The organism is Pseudomonas sp. UF-293 (assembly GCF_058245595.1).
In genome coordinates, this window is record NZ_JBSICA010000067.1 from 1 (window position 1) to 1115 (window position 1115).

1 pseudogene is annotated in these 1115 nt (G+C 63.8%); it reads right to left on the reverse strand.

Features of this window, described 5'->3' with window-relative positions:
• Positions 1–1115: pseudogene (locus AC4IHP_RS27795) on the reverse strand (toxin VasX); the annotation flags it as partial.

Consider the following 1115-nt stretch of genomic DNA (forward strand, 5'->3'; position numbering starts at 1 on the left):
CGGGCCGAGCGATCCGGCAGTTCGTCAATCGGGCTTAACGCTGCCGCAAGGCGGCCTTCGAACAGCGCCAATTGCGTGCGCACGCGGACGATTTCCTGCTGCAATTCCATCGCCCGGGCGGTTTTGTGGCCCTGGCGGTTTTTGTTGTGGGTGAGCTGGTTGCGTTCGCGGTTGAGGGTTTTCAGGTAGTCGCGTTCGCGCAGCACTTCCTTGATCGTGGCTTGCAGCGCCGCTTGTTCCGCCGGGGTGGACACGGTGAAGGTCACGCCGCTGGTTCGCGCGGCGTCGAAGACGCGCAGGCGCAGGGCTTTGGGTAAGCGCTGGAACAGTTCGTCGAGGTCGGGGATTTTCTCGCCGGCAAGATCGAAGCCTTCCAGCGCCCGGCTCAGGCCGAGGTTCAGCGCCGGGCTGTAGGTGTCTTGCACGGCATCGGCGAGGACTCGGCTGTGTGCCGGCAGGTCGTCCAGCGCGGGCAACTGCGGCTGCTCGATGCTCTGCAATTTGGCCAGCCAGTCCGGCAGGTTGTTGAACATCGCCATGCCAGCGTTGAACAGCGTTGAATATTGCCCGGCCTGTTCGGTCTGCAAACGCAGCGGCAAGGTGTAGAACAGCGGGCGGGTCAGTTGCGGGTGTTGCTCGAGGTATCCGAGCATTTGCTCATTGGCCGCGTCGCTGCGGCCGATGTCCTTGAGACAGGCATATTCGCTGGCGAGCGCCTGATCGATCTGCACTTGCCCGTCGAAATACCACGCCGAGCGATGGAAACGCCCGGCGCACAGCAGTTGCGCGCGATCGGCGGTGATGCGTTCGAGCAGGCGATTCCAGCGTCCGAGGTTGTCGCGATGACTGTTCAGCACCTCGTCCATGGCCGGACGGTCGATCAGATCGTTGATGCCGCGCTTGCCGCTGAGCAGCGGGCCGTCGAGCACGTCTTTCATGCGCCGGCTCTGATCCTTGCCGAGGTCGACCAGTGTGCTCAGGTGGCGCTCGACGAAATCGGCCGGGGCGACTTCGAGAAAATATTCACGGGTGTAAAAGCGTCGGTCCGCCTCGGCGGTGACGCGAGCGTGCGCGGTGAAATCCGGGGCGACGCCGTCGAAACGGTTCAGCGCCAG